Consider the following 15,796-nt stretch of genomic DNA (forward strand, 5'->3'; position numbering starts at 1 on the left):
CGGATGTACGCCCGCTTTCCGCAAGCGGCTATTCGCGATAATGTTGATGGCCTATTAAGAGGAACTTCACAGTTCGAAGGCGTTCCCAAGCGTTGCCCTGCGCCGCGGTTTTCGCCGTGGCGCCGCAGAATTCAGAATGTCTCTTATCGGATAAGTCAGCGGTGCGCCTTTATGGAAGCGCGTCGGGCTAAAGCGTGATGCACACCCGATGCCCAGGATCGGCGCTGACCGAAGCCGGGGAAGGTTTTCCTTCCGCGCGCAAGCCTGCCTTCGACAATATCAGGTCGGGTCTTCGCGGTGCAGGTCGTGGATGGCGACGCCTTCGATATTGGTCGGCAGCATCAGCCACTTTTTGTGGCGCAGCGTGCGCTCGGTGTCCTCGAGGCCCATCTCCCAGTGCTCGCGCATCGAGGTGCCCGAGAATTCATAGTCCTTGGCGTGGCCCTCATAGCCTTTGTGCTGGTAGATCAGGTGGACGATGTTGACCACACCGGCATCGGAGTAGTCGGCCATCAGTTCCTTCTCGCCGTCTTTCAGCAGCTCCGGCGGAACGCGCTTCAGCGCATCGAGCAGCTTCATCTTGAGCGCGTGGATGCGCTGGAAATTGTCGGTGTTCTGGCGCGTGCGGCTCGAATACATGATGTCCTTGTGACGCGACAGCACATCGGCCATGCCGCGTGGCAGCGCGCCGCGGGCGCTGAACAGATCGACCTGGAACACCAGCGAGGAGCGGTCTTCCTCCTGGTCGAGCAGGTATTGCAGCGGCGTGTTGGAGACGATGCCGCCGTCCCAGTAATACTCGCCCTCGATGCGGATCGAGGGGAAGGCAGGCGGCAGCGCGCCGCTCGCCATGATGTGCTCCGGCCCGATGCGCACCTTGTCTGTGTCGAAATAGACGAAGTTGCCGGTCCTGACATTGACCGCGCCGACGCTCAAGCGCTTTTTGCCGTCGTTCAGCACATCGAAGTCGATCAGGCTCTCCAGCGTTTCCTTCAGCTCGGCGGTGTCGTAGAAGCTGGTGGCGCCTTCAGCGCCTGGGGGCTCGAACCATGGATTGGGATTGCGCGGCTTGAAGAAGCCGGGCTGGCCCATGGTCATCGTCATCCACGACGAGGTGCGGTTGCGGATGTCGCGATAGATGTCGCCTTCCGGCGTGTAGGCCCAGATCTTGCGGCCGGAAACCGTCTGCCAGAACTGCTCCAGCCGCTGCAGGCGGCGGCTCGGCTCGTTGCCGGCGATGATCGAGGCGTTGATGGCGCCGATCGACACGCCGGACAGCCAGGTCGGCTCGCAGCCGGCGTCGGCAAGCGCCTGATAGACACCGGCCTGATAGGCGCCCAGCGCGCCGCCACCCTGGAACACCAGGGCGATGCGGTCATATTGCGCGGTGATTTCCTCAATGGTGGCGGCGTTTGCCTTGTTTCGGGTGCGTTCAAGCACGAGCCTTCTCCGGCTGGATTGCGCTGGTCGCGGACGGGTTGCGATCGGCGAGATAATCATGAACGACCTCGCCCAGCCCAAGCGTCAGGTCGGCGGTGAAGTGGACGGCCGAGACGACCTCGAGCACCGGCAGCTTCGCGACATCGGCCATGACATGCGGCCGAAGGTCGAGCGCGGCTGGCGCCGTCCAGGCCTCCTTCAGCGCCACATCGGTCAGGTAGTAGCGCACCAGCTCGCAGATGCGCGGGCTGCCGTCGACATGCGGGATGATCTTGATCAGGAAGTTGGGCGCGGCGAGCGAGGCGAGCACGGAATCGTGGTCGGCCTCGCGATGCTTGTAACCCATGGTGCCGGTGGCGCACAGAACGCTGCCGTAATGGAGCGTGCCCACCACCACTTCGCCCTCGTGCACGATCTTGGGGCTGGCGAGCTTCTTCGGAAAACCCCAGAGCTCGCGGCCGCCGGCGATCGGCGCGTCGTCGTCGAGATACATGGAATGGACATAGCCGCCATGCTGGCCGCCGAAGCGGACAGGGATGACCTGGCCGGTCTCGGTATAGTCGCCGAAGCCGGTCGAATCCGGCATGCGGATGAACTCGTACTTGACCAGCGGCTCGTCGATTTCGAGCGGCGCCGGCACTATCGCCTCCAGCGCCTCGCGCGTCGTGCGGTAGGTGATGATGATATATTCGCGGTCGAAGAAACGGTAGGGGCCGGGCGGGAAGGAGGGGTTGGTGAGCGGCATCGCATAGGCGCGCTTCACGACATCGTCGATTTCCAAGCTGTTCACCTATCGGTTTAGGAACGACATGCGCGAGATGCGCAGAGGACTATGTTGCACGGCACCATGACAGTGCCATGTCATCCCCTCGTTCGCCAGCTTCCCGGCTCCCGGACAGCATCACAACATTGTAATCGCAGGGACATATGGTCATGGCATTGTTATGTTGCGGCGCACAAACTATGTGCGCCTATAGCTCCTTCCACCTGTCGCGAGATCTCCCCATGGGTTCCCTGTCTTCGAAGAATGCGCTCGTCACCGGCTCGACCAGCGGCATCGGCCTTGCAATCGCCCGCGCCTTTGCCGCCGAGGGCGCCAACGTCACCATCAACGGCCTGGGCGATGCCGCGGCGATCGAGCAGGAGCGCGCCGGCATCGAGAAGGATTTCGGCGTAAAATGCCGCTATTCGGGTGCCAACATGATGGACGGTGCGGCGGTGACCGCCATGATCCGCGAGGCCGAAGAGGCATTCGGCAGCCTCGACATCCTGGTCAACAACGCCGGCATCCAGCATGTCGCGCCGATCGACGAATTCCCCGACGACAAATGGGAAGCCATCATCCGCATCAACCTGCTTGCCGCTTTTTACGCCATCAAGGCGGCGCTGCCCGGCATGAAGCGGCGCAAATGGGGCCGCATCATCAACACGGCTTCTGCGCATGCGCTGGTCGCCTCGCCGTTCAAGTCGGCCTATGTCTCGGCCAAGCACGGCATTGCCGGCATGACCAAGACGGTGGCGCTGGAAGTGGCGCAGGACGGCATCACCGTCAACGCGATCGCGCCCGGCTATGTCTGGACGCCGCTGGTCGAAAAGCAGATCCCAGACACGATGAAGGCGCGCGGCATGACCGAGGAGCAGGTCAAGCACGATGTGCTTTTAGCCGCACAGCCGACCAAGGAATTCGTCACCGTCGAGGAACTCGCCGCGCTGACGCTCTTCCTGTGCTCGGACGCCGCCAAGCAGATGACCGGCACGACCTTGCCGATGGATGGCGGCTGGACGGCGCAGTAGGCGCGCTTCCCTAGAGCAGTTCATCGTTTCACGGAAACGCTGAACTGCTCTAACTATCTGTTTTTACGCAATTCCGGACGGAAAACCGTTACACACTTTTCCTGGAATTGCTCTAAAGGGGGCGCTGTCGCGGCGTAAGGCTTAACTCGCGGTGCTTCGTACTATCCTTCCCCTGGCGCAGTCCTTGCCGGTCCCCATGGCTATTGAAGTCGCCCGTAATGGCTCAGGACAAGGCCGACGGCTCCAAGCAGCACATCGTTTTCGGTGTGCTTGCCGATGATTATTCGCGTGCGCCTGTCGGGGGCGACGTCCCGCGCCTTGATTAGGGTGTGCCGTTCATAGGCTGCAATGAGCGGCGTAAGTAGGATGTCGCCGGCGAGCGCCATGCGTCCTCCGATGATGATGAGGGGCGGGTTCAGAACGGATCCAATCATGCCCAGGCCGCGGCCCGCCATTTCGGCCGTATCCTCGATCATGCGCAATGCTCCGACATCCCCCTGCTCGGCCATGCGGATCACGTCGTCCATCGTGACGCGCCGGCCCGTCACGCGCGCGATCTGCTCCAATGGCCGGTTGAAGCTGGCGTAGAGTTCCAGGCAGCCTCGATTGCCGCAGCGGCAAAGATCGCCCGATGGATCGATGCTCATGTGACCGAATTCGCCCGCGCCGCCGGCAATTCCGGTCACGACGCGTCCGTGCTGGACGATCGCGCCGCCGACCCCGAGGTCGATCTTGAACAGGACAAAGTCCTCGTAACCGACGGCGGCGCCCCACATCATCTCGGCAATGGCGGCGCAGTTGCTTTCATTGGCTGCGAAGATCGGCTGCTCCAGCACCGGCCCAAAGACATGTCGGATGTTGACGCCAGCCCAAGTGGGAACGATGCTGGCCCGCTGGACGAAGCCTTCGGGGCTGACCGGTCCCGATACAGAAACCCCGACACCCAGGAGGCCGGACGCAGACAAGCTGTTCTCCTCGTAGCATTGCGCGATCGCCGCCTTGGTGAGCTTTGCCGCCCGGTCCGGAGGATAATCCAGGCCGAGGGGGATAGTTTTTTCAGAAATGAATGAATGCGAGACGTCGGCCACAGCGACCCGAATCTCGTCGAGACTAAGATGAACGCCAACGCAGGTGCCGGCTTCAGGATTGAGCGTCAGCGTCGCCGGCGGCCGGCCGACGCCTTTGGCCGTTTCGTCAGCCGCCGCCAGTTCCACCACGATCCCTGACTTCTTCAGACCAGTCAAAGCCGTCGAGACGGTCGAGCGGGCCAAGCCGGTGAGCCGGGCAATCTGCGCGGCGGAAATGGCGCCGCGCTGGCTGAGACAGCGGACAATCAGACTTTCAGGCGTGCCCGGAGGCTGACCGTCCAGCAGCGATCTGAGCAGGCTTTTTGTCATTTTCGTCTTAAAACTCCTTGACTGTCGATCGTATTTGATCATTCTAGAAAAAACTAGAGACCTTCTGCGATGCGCGGGCGGTCTCGACGAAACGGTCGTGATGAACCGTGCTGAAATCAAATGGGAGTGAGACGATGAGATATCTGAGGGCGACCCTTGTCGCTACGGCGGTATTTGCCTTTCTTGCAAACACAGCACTCGCCGAGCCGAAAACCAATCTGCTCCACCAATGGGCGACCGGATCGGACGCGCAGGCCATCGCCAAGCTTGGCGAGATGTTCGAGGCGAAGGGCGGAAAATGGCAGCAGACCTCGATCGCCGGCCATACCGCCAACACGCTTGCCAAGCTGCGCGCCGACGTGATCGCAGGCAATGCTCCGCCGGCGGTTCAGCTCAAGGGTCCCGAGATCGCTGAATGGAACAAGACCGGCATGACCGCCGATCTGGATGATCTCGCGAAGGCGGAGAATTGGGAGAAGGTGGTGGCGCCGGAATTGCTGCCGGTGATGAAGCCGAGCGGCAAGTGGGTGGCGGCACCCATGAACATCCACCGCATCAATTGGATATGGGCGTCGCCGAAAGTCATGCAGGCCGCCGGCGTGACGGAAGTTCCGAAGACCTGGGCGGAATTCAACGCAGCCTGCGACAAGATCGTGGCCACCGGCAAGATCTGCATCTCGCACTCGACCGCCGACTGGACCGATTCCACCGTCTTCGAAGTCGTCGTCTACGGCCAGGACCTCGACCTCTATCGCAAGGCCTTCGTCGAAGGCAACGTCGACGCCATGCGCAGCGACGGCATGGTCAAGGCCTTCGAGCAATTCCGCATCATGACGTCCAAGTACATGGACCCAGGCATGAACGGCCGCGACTGGGATTCGATGTCGGCTCTCGTCGGCCGCGGCGAGGCGGCGTTCCACATCATGGGCGATTGGACGATCGGCTTGCTCACCGCCGCCGGCTTCAAGGAAGGAACGGATTATGTCTGCGCCCAGGCGCCGACCGACTGGGGCAAGCCCGGCTTCATCCTGAACTCCGATTCCGTCGTCTTCTTCCAGCAGAAGGATCCCGACTACGTGGAGGGCCAGAAGCTGCTCGCCAGCACCATCCTGTCGCCGGAGTTCCAGACCGTCTTCAACCAGGCCAAGGGCTCGATCCCGGCGCGCCTCGACGTCGATCTGTCGAAGGGCTTCAATCCCTGCCAGCAGAAGTCCCAGAAGGACCTGCAGGCCTCGATCGAGGCGGGCACGCTGGTCCGCTCAATGGCCCACAACATGACCATCCCGCAAAAGGTCCGCGGCGCCATCATGGACACGATCACAGAATTCGTCGCGACGCCAGACATGTCCGCCAAGGATGCGGCCAACGCCATGGCCGACGCCGCCGAAGCGCAGGAATGACGTGCGGAGAGCGCCGGCGCGACATCGCGCCGGCGCCCGGCCGGCAGGAAGCCCAATGTCCATCCACGATCTTTCCGTTCCGATAGCCGTGCCCGCCCGCTCGTGGCGGGATCGTCTGGGATCGATCGTGCCGATCCTCGTGCTCGCCCCTTCGCTCGCGGCGAGCTTCGTCTATGTCTTCGTGTTCACGGGCTGGACGCTCTATCTGTCGCTGTCAGACTCGACACTTTTGCCGAGCTACGGCTTTGCGGGCCTCGACAACTACGTATCGCTCTGGTCCAACCGGCGCTGGAACATCGCCTACACCAACCTTTTCCTCTTCAGCGGCTTCTATATCGTGGGCTCCATGGCGGTCGGGCTGCTGCTGGCCATCCTGATCGACCAGCGCGTGCGCGGCGAGGCGGTGTGGCGGACGATCTTCCTCTACCCGCTGGCGGTTTCCTTCATCGTCACCGGCACTGTCTGGAGCTGGCTCTACAATCCGGTCGACGGCATCCAGGCGCTGGTGCGCGGGCTGGGCTGGAGCGACTTCAGCTTCGCGCTCACCAGCGATCGCAACCACGCGATCTATGCGGTGATCATCACCGGCGTCTGGCAGTCTTCCGGTTTCGCCATGGCGCTCTTTCTGGCCGGCCTACGCTCGGTCGATCCGGATCTGGTGAAGGCGGCGCAGATCGACGGCGCATCGGTCGTGCGCACCTACAGGAAGGTCATTTTGCCAACCATCGCGCCGATCTTCCTTGCGGTCGCCGTCATCCAGATCCAGTTCGCCATCAAGACGTTCGACCTCGTCGCCGCCCTGACCCGCGGCGGACCGGGCATCTCGACCACGTTCCCAGCCATCTACGTCTACGATCTGATGTTCCAGCGTGGCGAGATCGGCGAGGGCGCGGCCGCCGCGGTCATGATGCTGGCCGCGCTTGCCGTGGTGCTGGTGCCCTATTCGTTGTGGGTGGTGTGGCGCCGCCGGGCGGAGGCAGGAAATGGCTGAACTGGCCGCCGCCATCGACCTGGAAGCGGCTGCAGCGAGCCGCAGGCACTTCTGGAGCCGGTTCGCGATCTATGGCCTGCTCACGGTCTTCGCCGCAATCTATCTGATCCCGCTGCTCGTGGTCGTCTTCAATTCCTTCCGCGAGCAGGCGGAGATCGCGCGCGACGGGCTCATCTCGCTGCCAAGGACCTTCCGGCTGGAGGCATGGGCGCAGGCCTGGAGCACCTATTGCATCGCGGGCACCTGCCAGGGGATGCAACGGAATTTCCTGAACTCGCTGTGGATGACCATTCCGGCGACGATCGTTTCCACGCTGCTCGGCGCCGTGAACGGCTACGTGCTGTCCAAATGGCGCTTCAAGGGCTCGGAGGTCCTGTTCACCCTGATGCTGCTCGGTGTCTTCATGCCGGGGCAGATCGCGCTGATGCCCTGGGCATTCGTTCTTGGAAAGCTCGGCCTGACCAACTCGACCTACGGCCTGATCCTGGTGCATGTCGTCCAGGGCATTTCCTTCACCACCCTGTTCTGCCGCAACTACTATGTCGGCATCCCCGACGACCTGATCAAAGCGGCGCGCATCGACGGCGCCGGCTTCTGGCGGATCTTCTGGAAGATCATAATGCCGCTGTCGCCGCCCATTCTGATCGTGACCGTCATCTGGCAGTTCACCGGCATCTGGAACGAGTATCTGTTCGGCGTGGTCTTCACGTCCGGCCAGGCGCAGCCGATCACAGCCGCGCTCGTCGCGCTGACGGCGAGCGGCACGACCGCCCGCAGCTACGACGTGATGAGCGCCGCCGTGCTGATCGGGGCGCTGCCGCCGCTCCTGATCTATCTCTTTGGCGGCAAATACTTCGTTCGCGGTCTGACACAGGGCGCCATCAAATGACGAACCAATCCCTATCCGCCCTGACCATTCGCAATCTCTACAAGAGCTACGGCGCCGTGGACGTCTTGAAGGGCATCAACCTCGAAGCGCAGCCGGGAGAGTTCATCGCTCTCGTCGGACCTTCCGGTTGCGGCAAGTCCACCCTGCTTGCCATGATCGCGGGACTTGAAAGCGTGACGTCGGGCGAAATCCGCATCGGCAACCGGCTGGTCAATTCCGTGCCGCCAAAGGACCGCGACATCGCCATGGTGTTCCAGTCCTATGCGCTCTACCCGACCATGACCGTGCGCCAGAACATCACCTTCGGCATGGAGAGCCGCGGCGTGCCGAAGGCCGATCAGGCCGAAGCCGTCAAGCACGTCGCGGCGCTGCTGCAGATCGAGGCGCTGCTTGGCCGCAAGCCCGGGCAACTCTCCGGCGGCCAGCGCCAGCGGGTCGCCATGGGCCGGGCGCTGGTGCGGGACCCGAAGCTTTTCCTGTTCGACGAGCCGCTTTCCAACCTCGATGCCAAGCTGCGCGTCGACATGCGCACCGAGATCAAGAAGCTGCACAACCGTGTCGGCAAGACCACGGTCTATGTCACCCACGACCAGGTGGAGGCGATGACGCTCGCTTCGCGCATTGCCGTCATGCATCAGGGGTCGGTGCAGCAGTTCGACGCCGCGCAGATGATCTACAGCCGCCCCGCCAACATGTTCGTCGCGGGCTTCATGGGCTCGCCGGCGATGAATTTCATTCCCGCCGAGCTCGGCGACGGGGCGGGCCGGCCCTGCGTCACGGTTCGGACCGTGGATGGCGGCACGGCAGCGTTGGAACTTGCCCAGCCGGTGCCGGCCGGCGCGCCGAGGAACGTCGTGCTTGGCGTGCGGCCGGAACATATCTACCGCTTTTCGGACGACTTGAAGCATCGCAAGCGCGCCATTGCGGCGGTGAAGGCCCCGGTCGAGCTGGTCGAGCCCACGGGTGCCGAGACCTTGGCGGTGCTTCGCTTCGGCGATCTCGAAGTCACCGGCCGTTTCGACCCGGACAGTGCGCCACGCATGGGCGAGACAATGACCCTCGGCATCGACATGGCGCGGGCTTGCCTCTTCGATCCGACGACCCAATCCCTTCTTTGAAAGCTCAGCCTTTGACATTCGCCACCTATCCAAGCCTCGCAGACCGCGTCGTGCTGATCACCGGAGGAGCCTCTGGCATCGGCGCCGAAATGGTTCGCGCCTTCGCGGCCAACGCGGCGCGCGTGGCCTTTCTCGACATTCAGGAAGCGGTCGGCAGGGAACTAAAGGCGGAGCTTGCGGGCGCTACGCGCCACGCGCCTCTGTTCCTGCCATGCGATGTGACCGACATCGCGGCCCTGCGCGCAGCGATCGAGAATGTGCGGGAAAAGGCCGGGCCGGTTGCTGTCCTGGTGAACAACGCCGCCAATGATGACCGCCACGCAGTCGCCGAGGTGACGCCGGACTACTGGGATCATGCCCAGAACGTCAATCTGAAGCATCAGTTCTTCGCCGCCCAGGCCGTCCATCCGCAGATGAAGTCGCTGGGCTTTGGCTCCATCATCAACCTTTCCTCGACCTCCTGGCGCTTCGGCGCCGACCAGATGACCGCCTATGCCACGGCCAAGGCCGCGATCATCGGCATGACGCGGTCGTTGGCCCGCGCCTTCGGTCCCGACAATATCCGCGTCAACGCCATCGAGCCGGGCGCCGTGATCACCGAGCGGCAGCGCCGTCTTTGGTACACAACGCAGGAGTCCGTCGATCAGATGGTCGGGCGCCAGTTGATCAGGCAGGTTCTGCTGGCCGACGAGATCGCCCGCACGGCGCTTTTTCTCGCCGCCGACGACAGCCGCATGATCACCAAGCAATCCATCACCGTCGATGCGGGCCTGCGCTGATGCAGGTTCTCCGTCTCCCCTCGTTCGATCGGCTGGCCTGATGCTGCGCGTTGGTTTGAACCCCTATGGGCTTACCTATCATCTTGGGCTGCAGGGCCGTGGCACGCCGCGCGCCAACCCCAAGGGCGCGGGGCTCGAAGGCTTCATCGCCCTGGCCGAAGAGCTCGGCGCACGCACGCTGGAGATCTATGATCCGTGGCTGGCGGAAATGTCCGATTCCGGACTAGCCGCGCTGAAGGAGCGGCTCGATGGGGTTGGGATGACGCCCGTCGTCAGCGCCGGGCTCAACATGATGGGGCCGCTGGAGAGCGCGTTCCGTTCCGCCCGCTCGCTCGGCGCGAAGACCATCCGGCTCGGCCTGACACCGGTTCTGTGCGGTGACCGCAATGCCTGGGGCGAGAAATGGGGCGAGCTCAACGCCTCGATCAGGTCGGCGCTTCAGCAATGGGGGCCGCGGGCCGAAGCCGAAGGCCGCGTGCTCGCGATCGAGAACCATCAGGATTTCGGCAGCGCCGAGCTGGTGGCGTTCTGCGAGATCGGCGGGCGAGGGGTCGGCATCACGTTCGACACCGGCAATACGTTTCCCGTCGCCGAGGCGCCGCTCGACTTCACCCGCCGCGTCGCGCCCTATGTGCGGCATGTCCACCTGAAGGACTACCGCGTCCAGTTCACGGGCGAAGGATACCGGCTCGTGCGCTGCGCCATCGGCGACGGTGCCGTGCCCTTCCGCGACCTCGCGGCCCTGCTCGGCGACCTCCACGACGAACTCACCGCAGTGCTCGAGCCGGGCGCGCTCGAGGCGCGCCATGTGCGCTTTCTTCTCGACGACTGGTGGAACGGCTATCCGCCGAAAACCGCGCGCGAATTCGCCGCCTGCCTTGCGGCCGCGCAAGAGAATTGCCTGCCCGGCGATGCTGATTTCCGCACTCCCTGGGAGCGCGGGGACGACGGCGCCCTGGTTTCCTACGAGCTCGACATGATCCGGCGCAGCGCCGCCAACATGAAGGAGCTCGGCCTCATGACCTTGGAGAACCCCTCATGACAACTCGCGAACTCAGCGGCGTCACCGCCTTCGTCACCGGTTCCGGACGCGGCCTCGGCCACGTGATGGCCGACCGGCTGGCGGAACTCGGGGCGGACGTAGCAATCCACGACCTGGACTGGACCCAACCGGCGAAGTATGGCGAGTTCGCAGACCTCGGTGAATCGGCAAGGCACTTGGGACGACACGGCACCCGGGTGACCGCGGTCACCGGCAATATCGGCGACCGTGCCGCCGTTGCCGAGATGAAGCGCAAGATCGAGGCGGAACTGGGCGATGTGCATGTGCTCGTCAACTGCGCGGGCGGCGACATCGGCGCCAAGGGAACCAAGCCCAACCCCAACAATGCCCTCGACATCGATTACGAGGACATAAAAGTGCTCACCGAAAACAACCTGATCGGCACCATGCTGGTTTGCCAGGCCTTCGTGCCGCCGATGGTGAAGCGCGGATCAGGGTCAGTGATCAATATCGCCTCGGCGGCCGCTCACCTCGGCTGCTCGCCGGAGGTCGTCTATTCGACGCTCAAGGCTGCTGTCGTCCACTATACCCGTTGCCTCGCCAAGGAGCTGATCGACGAGGGCGTGCGGGTCAATGCAGTCAGTCCCGGGGCTACGAAAACCGCCCGGTTCCAGGCGACACGCGTCGTCGATCCGGCCAGGATGGATTCGTCGAAGCGTTCCCTGAACCGCTATGCCGAGCCTGAAGAGATTGCCGAGGCTGTCGCCTTTCTCGCTGGGTCGCGCGCCCGCTTCATCAACGGCCAGGTGATCCGCGTGGACGGCGGCTTCACGATCTTTCCGGGGTGATGCACGTGACGATGAGCGAAACTGCCATCAAGCGCTTCGACCTTTCCGGCCGGCTCGCGCTGATAACCGGATCCTCGAAGGGGATAGGCTTCGCGATCGCCCGCGGCCTGGCCGAAGCAGGCGCGGAGCTGGTGCTCAACGCGCGCAACGAAAGCGTGCTGGAGGAGGCGCGGGCAAGGCTCGCCGCCGAAGGCCATAAGGTTCACGCTCGCGCCTTCGATGTGACCGACGCGGCCGCCGTGGCGGCAGCGGTCGATGCCATCGAGAGCGAAATCGGTCCGATCGAGATCCTCTTCAACAATGCCGGCACGCAGTTTCGCGCGCCGCTCGAGGAATTTCCGCTGGATGCCTGGGAAAGGCTCAAGGCGACCAATATCGACAGCGTGTTCCATGTCGGCCAGGCCGTGGCACGCCGTATGATCCCGCGCGGACACGGCAAAATCGTCAACATCGCCTCCGTGCAGAGCGAGCTGGCACGCACGAGCATCGCGCCCTATACGGCGACCAAGGGTGCCGTGAAGATGCTGACCAAGGGCATGGCGACCGACTGGGCGCGATATGGCCTGCAGGTCAATGCGATCGGTCCAGGCTATTTCAACACCGAACTCAATGCCGCCCTGGTCGCCGACGCCAACTTCACCGCCTGGCTGGAGAAACGCACGCCTGCCGGCCGCTGGGCAGAGGTCGAGGAACTGATCGGGGCGGCGGTCTTCCTGGCATCCGATGCATCAAGCTTTGTCAACGGCCACGTCCTCTATGTCGACGGCGGCATCACGGCATCGCTGTGACGGGACGAGCGTAGAAGCTCTTCCTTGACAATCGGCGGGGATCATTCCAGCATCATTGCAAGGGGTTTCCCGCGACGACCCCGTGAGGCGTCAGCCCAACGATCGCGTCCAGACTCTCTTTGTTCAGGAGGTGGACGCCATGCCATCAACGACCGCAATCACCATTCCGCAACTTATACGTCTCGTCGGCTTGCCCGATGCGCCGGTTCTCATCGACGTGCGCATCGACGAGGATTATGCAGCCGATCCGCGGCTGCTGCCGGCTTCCCGCCGGCGCGATTTCAGAACCGTCTCGGCCTGGGCGGCCGAATTCTCCGGATCAAAGGTCGTCGTCATCTGCCAGAGAGGGCAGAAGCTCTCGCAAGGCGTCGCCGCGTGGCTGCGCCATGAAGGCATCGCGGCGGAATCGCTCGAAGGCGGCTTCGAGGCCTGGGCCGCCGCCAAGGCGCCATTGGTCACGGCCAGTGCGGTCCCGCCCCGCGACCAGAAGGGCCGCACCGTCTGGGTCACGCGTTCCCGGCCAAAGGTCGACCGCATCGCCTGCCCCTGGCTGATCCGCCGCTTCGTCGATCCCGATGCGGTGTTCCTGTTCGTCGATCCCGCCGAGGTGCCCCTGGTGGCCGATCGGTTCGCCGCGGTTCCTTTCGACATCGAAGGCGTGTTCTGGAGCCACCGCGGCGACCGCTGCACATTCGACACGATGATCGAGGAGTTCGGCCTGCGCGTCGAGACGCTCGATCGCCTGGCGCTCATCGTGCGCGGAGCGGACACGGCACGGCTCGACCTCGTGCCGCAGGCGGCCGGGTTCCTCGCCGCCTCGCTCGGCCTGTCGCGCATGTTCCGCGACGACCTTGAGCAGCTCGAAGCCGGCATGCTTCTCTACGACGCCTTCTTCCGCTGGTGCCGCGACGCCACGGACGAGACGCATAACTGGCCGGTCGCAGGCAAGGCACAATGACTGTGCTTGCCAAAGACGGCGCCGCGCAGCCGGCCGATATCCCGGCCGTGCCGACCTTCGGCGAAGCGACACGGCTCTGGGCAAAGATCGGCCTGCTCTCCTTCGGAGGGCCGGCCGGTCAGATCGCGCTGATGCACAAGGAACTGGTCGAGGAGCGCCGCTGGATCGGCGAGGAGCGGTTTCTGCATGCGCTCAACTACTGCATGCTTTTGCCCGGCCCCGAGGCGCAGCAGCTCGCTGTCTATATCGGCTGGCTGCTGCACCGGACGGCCGGCGGCCTCGTCGCCGGAACATTGTTCGTGCTGCCCGGTGCGCTAGTCATGCTCGGCTTGAGCAGCTTCTACATGCTCTACAACGACGCGCCGGTCATCGAGGCGCTGTTCTTCGGCGTCAAGGCGGCAGTGCTTGCCGTCGTCGTCGAGGCTGTGATCCGCATCGGCAAGCGGGCGCTGAAGAACCGGGTCATGGTGGCGATCGCGGTGGCGGCCTTCCTCGCCATCTATGTCGCGAGGTTGCCGTTCCCGCTGATCGTGCTTGCGGCAGGCCTGATCGGCTGGGTCGGAAACCGCTTCGCGCCGGGCCTGTTTTCGGGCTCGGCGCACGGCAAGGGCAAAACCGCCGCCGACAGCCGGGGCGTGGTCGACCTGATGTTCGAACGCGGCGAGCTCGGCCACACCGTGCCGACCAGGTGGCATGCCGCCCGCACCGTCGCGATCTGGCTGCCGCTCTGGCTCGGACCGGTGGCACTTATCGCCGCGCTGGCGGGACCGGGGAGCGTGTGGGCGCAGATGGGCGGCTTCTTCAGCCTGATGGCGGTCGTCACCTTCGGCGGCGCCTATGCGGTTCTGGCCTATGTCGCGCAGGCTGCGGTGACCTCGTTCGGCTGGCTTTCGCCCGGCGAGATGGTCGACGGGCTCGGGCTTGCCGAGACGACGCCCGGGCCGCTGATCCTGGTGCTGCAATTCGTCGGTTTCGCCGCCGCCTATCGTCATGCCGGCGCGATCAGCCCGCTGCTTGCGGGATCGCTCGGGTCGGCGCTGACGCTCTGGACAACCTTCGTCCCCTGCTTCTTTTGGATATTCCTGGGCGCGCCTTACATCGAGCAGTTGCGGCAGAACAAGGCGCTGTCGGCGGCGCTCGGCGCGATCACGGCGGCCGTCGTCGGCGTGGTGATGAACCTTGCGCTCTGGTTCGCGCTGCATGTCGTGTTCACCCAAGTCGAGAGCGTCGGCTGGGGCGTGGAGGTCCCGGTCTTCTCCTCGCTCGACTGGCGCGCGGCGCTGCTGTCGGCGGCGGCGATGGTCGCCATGCTGAAGCTGAAAGTCGGCATGTTGCCGACGCTCGCGGCATCGGCGCTGGCGGGACTGGCCTTGCAAGCACTGTGAACTGTTTCAGGCCGCAGCCAAGCGTGATCGACGGATGCTGTTTACAATTAACATGTCAGCATGATACTTCTGCCTGCATATTGATGAATTGGAGACTTTGCAGGTGGCTTCGCGCTTTGGTCTGTCGGTTGCCCTCACAACGCCCTTTGATGCATTCGGGCGGATTGCCGTCCCGCTCATGACCGCGCATGCCTGGGCTTGTCTCGATGCCGGCTGCAGCAGCGTGACGCTGTTCGGCACCACCGGCGAAGGCGCCTCCGTCGGGACGGCGGAACGGCAGCCGGTGATCGACGCCATGCTTGCGGCAGGCATTTCGGCCGACCAGCTTGTCGCCGGCGTGCTGGTCGATGCGGCGGAAGATGCCGCGGAGCAATCCCGCCAGGCCTTGCAGCGCGGTGCGCGCAACATCCTGCTGGCGCCGCCGAGCTACTTCAAGAATGTCGGCGACGACGGACTGTTCGGCTGGTTTGCGGCGGTGTTCGCGGCCCTCGGTCCGCTCGCCCGCGGCATGCTGCTCTACAACATCCCTTCGGTCACCACGGTGCAGCTGTCGCTCGACCTGATCGGCAGGCTGCGCAAGGCGTATCCAGGCGTGGTCGCAGGGGTCAAGGATTCCGGCGGAGACTGGGCCTACAGCGAAGCGCTGATCAAGACGCATGGCGACCTGATCATCCTGATCGGCGACGAACGGCATCTGGCGCCCGCGGTGCGGATCGGAGGTCAGGGCGCGATTTCCGGCATGGCCAATTTCGCCGCCGGCGAGCTTCGCGCCATGATCGAGAGCGGGCGCGACGATCCCCGTGTGGAAGGCTTCGTCCTCGAACTGCTCAGGCGCCCGGTTATTCCGGCGGTGAAGGCCATGGTGGCGCGCCAGGCCGGCGACGAACGCTGGCTGACGGTTCGGCCGCCGCTCGAACCGGTGGTACTGCAGGAGCGGCAGCAGCTTGGCGCCGCTTACGACAGGCTGTTCGCGACGCAAGCGGCCTGAACGGCAAGGACGCGGGAT

Annotated in this window: 15 protein-coding genes; 12 read left to right on the plus strand and 3 right to left on the minus strand. The window is 64.2% G+C overall.

Going from position 1 to position 15,796, the window contains the following annotated elements:
* Window positions 1-279: 279 nt before the first annotated feature.
* Together EJ071_RS09240 and EJ071_RS09245 are read right to left on the minus strand one after the other, a co-directional pair.
* Window positions 280-1,440, minus strand: coding sequence for a patatin-like phospholipase family protein (locus EJ071_RS09240; RefSeq protein WP_126097599.1), 1,161 nt, complete (start codon window positions 1,438-1,440; stop codon window positions 280-282).
* Entirely contained in the window at window positions 1,433-2,221 is a 789-nt protein-coding gene (locus EJ071_RS09245; RefSeq protein WP_126097600.1) for an acetoacetate decarboxylase, read from the minus strand. Before EJ071_RS09245 ends, EJ071_RS09240 begins: the two co-directional genes overlap by 8 nt.
* Window positions 2,222-2,445: 224 nt before the next feature.
* On the opposite strand from EJ071_RS09245, the gene EJ071_RS09250 reads away from it, so the two are divergent.
* On the plus strand, window positions 2,446-3,234 hold the full coding sequence (locus tag EJ071_RS09250; protein WP_126097601.1) for a 3-hydroxybutyrate dehydrogenase: 789 nt from the start codon (window positions 2,446-2,448) through the stop codon (window positions 3,232-3,234).
* Window positions 3,235-3,434: 200 nt separating this feature from the next.
* Here EJ071_RS09250 and EJ071_RS09255 read toward each other — a convergent pair whose 3' ends face one another.
* On the minus strand, window positions 3,435-4,631 hold the full coding sequence (locus EJ071_RS09255; RefSeq protein ID WP_040973638.1) for an ROK family transcriptional regulator: 1,197 nt from the start codon (window positions 4,629-4,631) through the stop codon (window positions 3,435-3,437).
* Window positions 4,632-4,765: 134 nt separating this feature from the next.
* Between EJ071_RS09255 and EJ071_RS09260 the strand changes: the two genes are divergently transcribed.
* The 11 genes from EJ071_RS09260 to EJ071_RS09310 all read left to right on the plus strand — a co-directional run bounded on the left by EJ071_RS09260 (window position 4,766) and on the right by EJ071_RS09310 (window position 15,778).
* Window positions 4,766-6,031, plus strand: coding sequence for an ABC transporter substrate-binding protein (locus EJ071_RS09260; protein WP_126097602.1), 1,266 nt, complete (start codon window positions 4,766-4,768; stop codon window positions 6,029-6,031).
* Between the two features lie 55 nt (window positions 6,032-6,086).
* On the plus strand, window positions 6,087-7,022 hold the full coding sequence (locus tag EJ071_RS09265) for a sugar ABC transporter permease (protein ID WP_040973636.1): 936 nt from the start codon (window positions 6,087-6,089) through the stop codon (window positions 7,020-7,022).
* Entirely contained in the window at window positions 7,015-7,911 is an 897-nt protein-coding gene (locus EJ071_RS09270; protein WP_126097603.1) for a carbohydrate ABC transporter permease, read from the plus strand. Before EJ071_RS09265 ends, EJ071_RS09270 begins: the two co-directional genes overlap by 8 nt.
* Complete coding sequence (locus EJ071_RS09275) at window positions 7,908-9,029, plus strand: ABC transporter ATP-binding protein (protein WP_126097604.1); 1,122 nt, start codon at window positions 7,908-7,910, stop codon at window positions 9,027-9,029. The genes EJ071_RS09270 and EJ071_RS09275 overlap by 4 nt, the downstream gene beginning before the upstream one ends.
* Before the next feature lie 11 nt (window positions 9,030-9,040).
* Window positions 9,041-9,808, plus strand: a complete 768-nt coding sequence (locus EJ071_RS09280; RefSeq protein ID WP_126097605.1) for an SDR family oxidoreductase — start codon at window positions 9,041-9,043, stop codon at window positions 9,806-9,808.
* A gap of 40 nt (window positions 9,809-9,848) precedes the next feature.
* On the plus strand, window positions 9,849-10,850 hold the full coding sequence (locus EJ071_RS09285) for a sugar phosphate isomerase/epimerase (protein ID WP_126097606.1): 1,002 nt from the start codon (window positions 9,849-9,851) through the stop codon (window positions 10,848-10,850).
* Window positions 10,847-11,659, plus strand: a complete 813-nt coding sequence (locus EJ071_RS09290; RefSeq protein ID WP_126091611.1) for an SDR family oxidoreductase — start codon at window positions 10,847-10,849, stop codon at window positions 11,657-11,659. The genes EJ071_RS09285 and EJ071_RS09290 overlap by 4 nt, the downstream gene beginning before the upstream one ends.
* Before the next feature lie 11 nt (window positions 11,660-11,670).
* Complete coding sequence (locus tag EJ071_RS09295) at window positions 11,671-12,447, plus strand: SDR family oxidoreductase (protein ID WP_126097607.1); 777 nt, start codon at window positions 11,671-11,673, stop codon at window positions 12,445-12,447.
* A 139-nt stretch (window positions 12,448-12,586) separates the two neighbouring features.
* Complete coding sequence (locus EJ071_RS09300) at window positions 12,587-13,405, plus strand: chromate resistance protein ChrB domain-containing protein (protein ID WP_126097608.1); 819 nt, start codon at window positions 12,587-12,589, stop codon at window positions 13,403-13,405.
* A complete protein-coding gene (gene chrA / locus EJ071_RS09305) occupies window positions 13,402-14,790 on the plus strand; it encodes a chromate efflux transporter (RefSeq protein WP_126097609.1) in 1,389 nt (462 codons plus the stop codon). Before EJ071_RS09300 ends, chrA begins: the two co-directional genes overlap by 4 nt.
* A gap of 103 nt (window positions 14,791-14,893) precedes the next feature.
* Window positions 14,894-15,778: a dihydrodipicolinate synthase family protein gene (locus tag EJ071_RS09310; RefSeq protein WP_126097610.1), complete on the plus strand. Its 885-nt coding sequence runs from the start codon at window positions 14,894-14,896 to the stop codon at window positions 15,776-15,778.
* The last annotated feature ends 18 nt before the right edge of the window (window positions 15,779-15,796 follow it).

It is taken from the genome of Mesorhizobium sp. M1B.F.Ca.ET.045.04.1.1, assembly GCF_003952465.1.
GTDB lineage: Bacteria > Pseudomonadota > Alphaproteobacteria > Rhizobiales > Rhizobiaceae > Mesorhizobium > Mesorhizobium shonense.

What these genes read in the sequence shown, in the direction of transcription:
- EJ071_RS09275 (WP_126097604.1), top strand. Translation starts at nt 7,908, where the DNA reads ATGACGAACCAATCCCTATCCGCCCTGACCATTCGCAATCTCTACAAG.
- EJ071_RS09255 (WP_040973638.1), bottom strand. Translation starts at nt 4,631, where the DNA reads ATGACAAAAAGCCTGCTCAGATCGCTGCTGGACGGTCAGCCTCCGGGC.
- EJ071_RS09250 (WP_126097601.1), top strand. Translation starts at nt 2,446, where the DNA reads ATGGGTTCCCTGTCTTCGAAGAATGCGCTCGTCACCGGCTCGACCAGC.
- EJ071_RS09285 (WP_126097606.1), top strand. Translation starts at nt 9,849, where the DNA reads ATGCTGCGCGTTGGTTTGAACCCCTATGGGCTTACCTATCATCTTGGG.
- EJ071_RS09295 (WP_126097607.1), top strand. Translation starts at nt 11,671, where the DNA reads ATGAGCGAAACTGCCATCAAGCGCTTCGACCTTTCCGGCCGGCTCGCG.
- EJ071_RS09270 (WP_126097603.1), top strand. Translation starts at nt 7,015, where the DNA reads ATGGCTGAACTGGCCGCCGCCATCGACCTGGAAGCGGCTGCAGCGAGC.
- EJ071_RS09290 (WP_126091611.1), top strand. Translation starts at nt 10,847, where the DNA reads ATGACAACTCGCGAACTCAGCGGCGTCACCGCCTTCGTCACCGGTTCC.
- EJ071_RS09265 (WP_040973636.1), top strand. Translation starts at nt 6,087, where the DNA reads ATGTCCATCCACGATCTTTCCGTTCCGATAGCCGTGCCCGCCCGCTCG.
- EJ071_RS09260 (WP_126097602.1), top strand. Translation starts at nt 4,766, where the DNA reads ATGAGATATCTGAGGGCGACCCTTGTCGCTACGGCGGTATTTGCCTTT.
- chrA (WP_126097609.1), top strand. Translation starts at nt 13,402, where the DNA reads ATGACTGTGCTTGCCAAAGACGGCGCCGCGCAGCCGGCCGATATCCCG.
- EJ071_RS09300 (WP_126097608.1), top strand. Translation starts at nt 12,587, where the DNA reads ATGCCATCAACGACCGCAATCACCATTCCGCAACTTATACGTCTCGTC.